This window comes from Cupriavidus sp. 05N40 (assembly GCF_056397305.1).
In genome coordinates, this window is record NZ_JBFTND010000364.1 from 1 (window position 1) to 3,833 (window position 3,833).

Here is a 3,833-nt window from a genome sequence, read left to right on the forward strand (position 1 = left end):
TATCGAAGCAGTCGCCGGTGTATCGCGGCTAAAGTTGTTCGAGAGCTTCCGCAAGTATTTTGGATTTACCCCCATTGCCTATCTGAAGCACTTTCGTTTGCGACAGGCACGCACGGAATTGCTGTCTGATCTTTCCAGGCAGAACGTATCTTCCATCGCCTTGGGCGTAGGGTTCAACCACTTTGGCCGATTCTCCGCCGACTACAAGCGCGAATTCTCCGAAACGCCGTCTGAGACCATCAGCAGGAAGATACGTCGCTAGTTCGGTATGCCGAATCTGATCCCCCACAGGCTAGCTGGGGGGGACACAAAGTTGACGTCATTCTCGGCCGGCGGCTACGGGTCACAACAGCAGTAGTACGGCGAGCACCGTACGTGGCAACAGAACGTAGCCCGCCCGCGGCATCGGGCTCCAGGTCGACACAGCAAGCTGGCCCTGCTCCAGCGCAATAGCAACTTCCCGCGGCATATCTTTCCCGACTCGATGAGTCCGCGCGGCCGCCATTCTTCCCATCTTCAAAGTACGGTTGCCTGGCCCCGACGGCGCCTGCCCGCACCCGCTCCGCCCCCATGTTCTCAGCCCATCGCAGACCACAAAGTCGTCGCATGACGGGTCGGTCGCGTGCTCTAAAACAAGCGGCTCATATCCTGCCAATCACCCGAAATTTTCCGGACAGGCTTCTCCAAATATGTGGATAGCTGCGGCAGAGGCGGAATGGTCAAATCGCTACACACAGAAGCTACCTGAGCGCACGAGTGCTCCATACGGAAGGCAGCGTAACCCACGAGGGCATGTTGGAAATGACTACCACAATCATCGTTGGCAATCCAAAGCCAAAGTCACGTACTGCACACGCAGCGGCCATGCTGGTCGAAGCCCTGACTGGACGGGCGCCGGATACCGTGATCGATGTCGTTGATCTCGGCGCGTCGCTGCTTGGTTGGGGTGAGCCGGCGGTAGATAGCGCCGTGTCAGCGGTCTCCGGCTCCCGGCTCATCGTTGTCGCGAGTCCGACCTTCAAAGCCACCTACACCGGCTTGCTCAAGCTGTTCCTCGATCAGTTCGCCGGCGGCACCGGAATGCAAGGCGTTGTCGCCGTGCCACTCATGCTCGGAGCGGGGCCTGCCCATGCCATGGCGCCGGACCTGCTCCTGAAACCGGTACTTGTCGAACTCGGCGCTACCTGTCCCACATCCGGCTTGTACCTGCTGGAAAAATCATTCGAGGACGGCACCGCAATCAATGCATTTGCAGATCGTTGGGGCTCCATCGTGCGCACGTTGCTGTCCTCGCAAAGGGGGTAAGTCATGTCAGAGAACGCAATCAAGTGGCTGGCGGCAGATCCGCCATTCTCGGTGCTCGCGGAAAAAGGCGGTGAGTCCGGCGAGTTCCTGCGCAAGGCCTATGGGTGCTTCCCGACGGGTGTAGTGGGTGTGTGCGCAATGATTGACGGGCGCCCGGCAGGCATGGCGGCTAGCAGTTTTGTTCCGGTGTCGATTGATCCGCCGCTGGTTTCATTCTGCATCCAGTGGACCTCGAAGACTTGGGAAAAGCTGGCAACGGCCCCAAGGCTGGGCATCAGCTTTCTGGGGCACAGCCATGATGCCGCGGTGCGCCGCCTGGCTTCGCGGTCGGAAGACAAGTTTGATGGCCTCGGTCTCGGCACCACCCCAGGCGACGCGGTGTTGATCGATGGCGCGACGGTGTGGATGGAGTGCGCGGTCGAGACGGTCATGCCTGCTGGCGATCACGGCATTGTCTTGCTCAAGATCATCGCGTTGACGATGCGCCCGCATGTGGAACCTCTGGTCTTCCACGGCAGCGCCTTTCGCAAGCTGCTGTCACCGTCCGAATAGCTTCGAACGAATCCATCCATTGAGAACGAGGCCTTGAGCCTGCTTGTTTTAAACCCATGCTGTAACCAGCATTCTGATGATCTAGAGAGGTCTGCGATGCCCACAACTAAGCGAGCAACAGAAGTCGGCGTATTCATCCCGGTTGGCAACAATGGCTGGGTTGCGTCGGTAAATGCCCCAGCAACGCCCGGAACCTATGAGCACAATCTTCAGGTCACTCGCCTGGCCGAGAAGATGGGCTTCGATTTTGCCCTGAGCATGGCAAAGTGGCGCGGCTACGGCGGCCCCTCCAGGCACTGGGATATCACTCTCGAATCCCTGACAACGATGGCGGGCCTTGCGCAGGCTACCAGCTCGATCAAGATCTGGGGAACTGTGCACATGATGATCTTCCCTCCGGCTCTCGTCGCAAAGATGGTGGCCACGATAGACCAGATTTCCAATGGCCGGGTCGGGCTGAATCTTGTTTCCGGTTCGAACCCCCATGACCTCGGCCAACTTGGCTTGTGGAAGCCGCTGGATCACGCGCAGCGATACGGGCTCGCGGATGAGTGGATCAACGTCGTCAAGCGCCTTTGGACCGAGGATCGCGTCACCCATAAGGGTCAGTTCTACGAGCTGAATGATTGCATGTCGAATCCCAAGCCGTCGAAGATGCCCACCATCATCTGCGCCGGAGCTTCGGACCGTGGTTTTCAGTTCACGATCGACAACTGCCACGGCAGCTTCTTCACGGCCAGCGATGACGCGACATCAATCGCCCGCGGCAGGCGAGCCAAGGAGCTCGCGGCTCAGGCCGGCAAGCCAGAGTTCAAGACGTACGGTCTGTTCACACTGATTCCCGGTGAAACGGACGCCGATGCGCAGGCCCGCCTGGACCATTTCGATGCAGGCGTGGACCGTATCGCGCTCGCCACCCAGACGGCGGAGTACTCGTCCGACGTCAGCGCCAAGCAGAATTTTGCTGCCCAGTACTTCATTGACCAAGGTGCACGAGTGAGCTCGGTGCTTGGTGGCGCAATGACCGGATCGGCCGAGACGCTCGCGCGTCGCCTGGCCAAGACCATTATTGAATCCGAGCTTGACGGCATCACGCTCATCGTCCCTGACTTCATCAAGGACCTCAGCTTCATCGGCGAGAGAGTACTGCCCTTGCTTGAGGATTTGGGGGTCTCGACGAATGTCGGCGCAACGATGCGCGCGGCGTAAGCGACGGACCCTGTCAAATGCGAGCGTGCGCCATGCGTCGAACACGGGGCAACGCACGCTTGTTCAGCCTATATCCGAGGAGCAGTCTTGACCCGCACCCACATAAGCCCTGTCTTTCCCGAATGGGACTGGGAGCACGACATGCCGCCCGCGCCTGCGATTCGCGCCGGCAGCACCGTATACCTCTCTGGCCAGATTGCCCTGCGCCCGGACGGAAGTCTGGCTGGCGTGGGTGATCTGGTCGCCCAGTCGCGCCAGTGCTTCGAGAACATCCAGGCGATCCTCGCGCGTGTTGGTGGCTCGATGCGAGACATTGTCAAGATGACCACGTACTTTACCTGCGCGCTGACTGAGTCGGTGGCCCAGGAGTACTGGGTGGTACGAAAGGAGTTTTTCGGAGACCACAAGCCAGCCAGTACGGGCGTGCAAGTCAAGGCACTCCTGTTGCCCGCTTGCCTTGTGGAGATTGAAGTGGTCGCTGTCTTGCCGGAGCAAAGGTCATGACGACGAGTCCCGCATTCTCCGAGCGCGGCAACGTGCGCATCGCTTACGCGCGGGCGGGAGCAGGACCGCTGGTGGTCTTCCTGCATGGCGTCGGTGGCAACCGCAGCAACTGGGACGGACAGCTCGCGGGCCTGAGCGCTAATCACACGTGCGTCGCCTGGGACGCGCGCGGATATGGTGATAGCGATGATTCTGCCCGGCAATTGGTGTTCAGCGACTTTGCCGACGATCTGGATTTCTTGCTGAGCGAACTTGGGGCAGAG

The 3,833-nt window shown here is 59.9% G+C and carries 6 protein-coding genes and 1 pseudogene; 6 read left to right on the forward strand and 1 reads right to left on the reverse strand.

Features of this window, described 5'->3' with window-relative positions:
* The 5 genes from AC1DO7_RS40060 to AC1DO7_RS40080 all read left to right on the forward strand — a co-directional run.
* On the forward strand, positions 1–262 hold a 262-nt coding region (locus AC1DO7_RS40060), incomplete at its 5' end, for a helix-turn-helix domain-containing protein (RefSeq protein WP_477117479.1).
* Positions 263–801: 539 nt separating this feature from the next.
* Positions 802–1,305 (forward strand): NAD(P)H-dependent oxidoreductase, encoded by a 504-nt coding sequence (locus tag AC1DO7_RS40065; RefSeq protein WP_477117480.1) that lies wholly within the window; start codon positions 802–804, stop codon positions 1,303–1,305.
* Positions 1,306–1,308: 3 nt separating this feature from the next.
* Positions 1,309–1,857, forward strand: coding sequence for a flavin reductase family protein (locus tag AC1DO7_RS40070; RefSeq protein ID WP_441620855.1), 549 nt, complete (start codon positions 1,309–1,311; stop codon positions 1,855–1,857).
* 96 nt (positions 1,858–1,953) lie between these two features.
* Positions 1,954–3,066, forward strand: a complete 1,113-nt coding sequence (locus AC1DO7_RS40075) for an LLM class flavin-dependent oxidoreductase (protein WP_441620853.1) — start codon at positions 1,954–1,956, stop codon at positions 3,064–3,066.
* 87 nt (positions 3,067–3,153) lie between these two features.
* Positions 3,154–3,570, forward strand: a complete 417-nt coding sequence (locus AC1DO7_RS40080; RefSeq protein ID WP_441620851.1) for a RidA family protein — start codon at positions 3,154–3,156, stop codon at positions 3,568–3,570.
* On the opposite strand, the pseudogene AC1DO7_RS40085 reads toward AC1DO7_RS40080, so the two are convergent.
* Positions 3,565–3,651, reverse strand: a pseudogene (locus AC1DO7_RS40085) (hypothetical protein); the annotation flags it as partial. The gene AC1DO7_RS40080 and the pseudogene AC1DO7_RS40085 sit on opposite strands and share 6 nt — an antisense overlap.
* Between AC1DO7_RS40085 and AC1DO7_RS40090 the strand changes: the two are divergent.
* Positions 3,642–3,833 (forward strand): alpha/beta fold hydrolase (locus AC1DO7_RS40090; RefSeq protein ID WP_477117481.1); only part of this gene is annotated, 192 nt, incomplete at its 3' end. The pseudogene AC1DO7_RS40085 and the gene AC1DO7_RS40090 sit on opposite strands and share 10 nt — an antisense overlap.

Bases quoted from the DNA above. Each gene is read 5' to 3' on its own strand.
- AC1DO7_RS40065 (WP_477117480.1), top strand. From the start codon at position 802: ATGACTACCACAATCATCGTTGGCAATCCAAAGCCAAAGTCACGTACT.
- AC1DO7_RS40070 (WP_441620855.1), top strand. From the start codon at position 1,309: ATGTCAGAGAACGCAATCAAGTGGCTGGCGGCAGATCCGCCATTCTCG.
- AC1DO7_RS40075 (WP_441620853.1), top strand. From the start codon at position 1,954: ATGCCCACAACTAAGCGAGCAACAGAAGTCGGCGTATTCATCCCGGTT.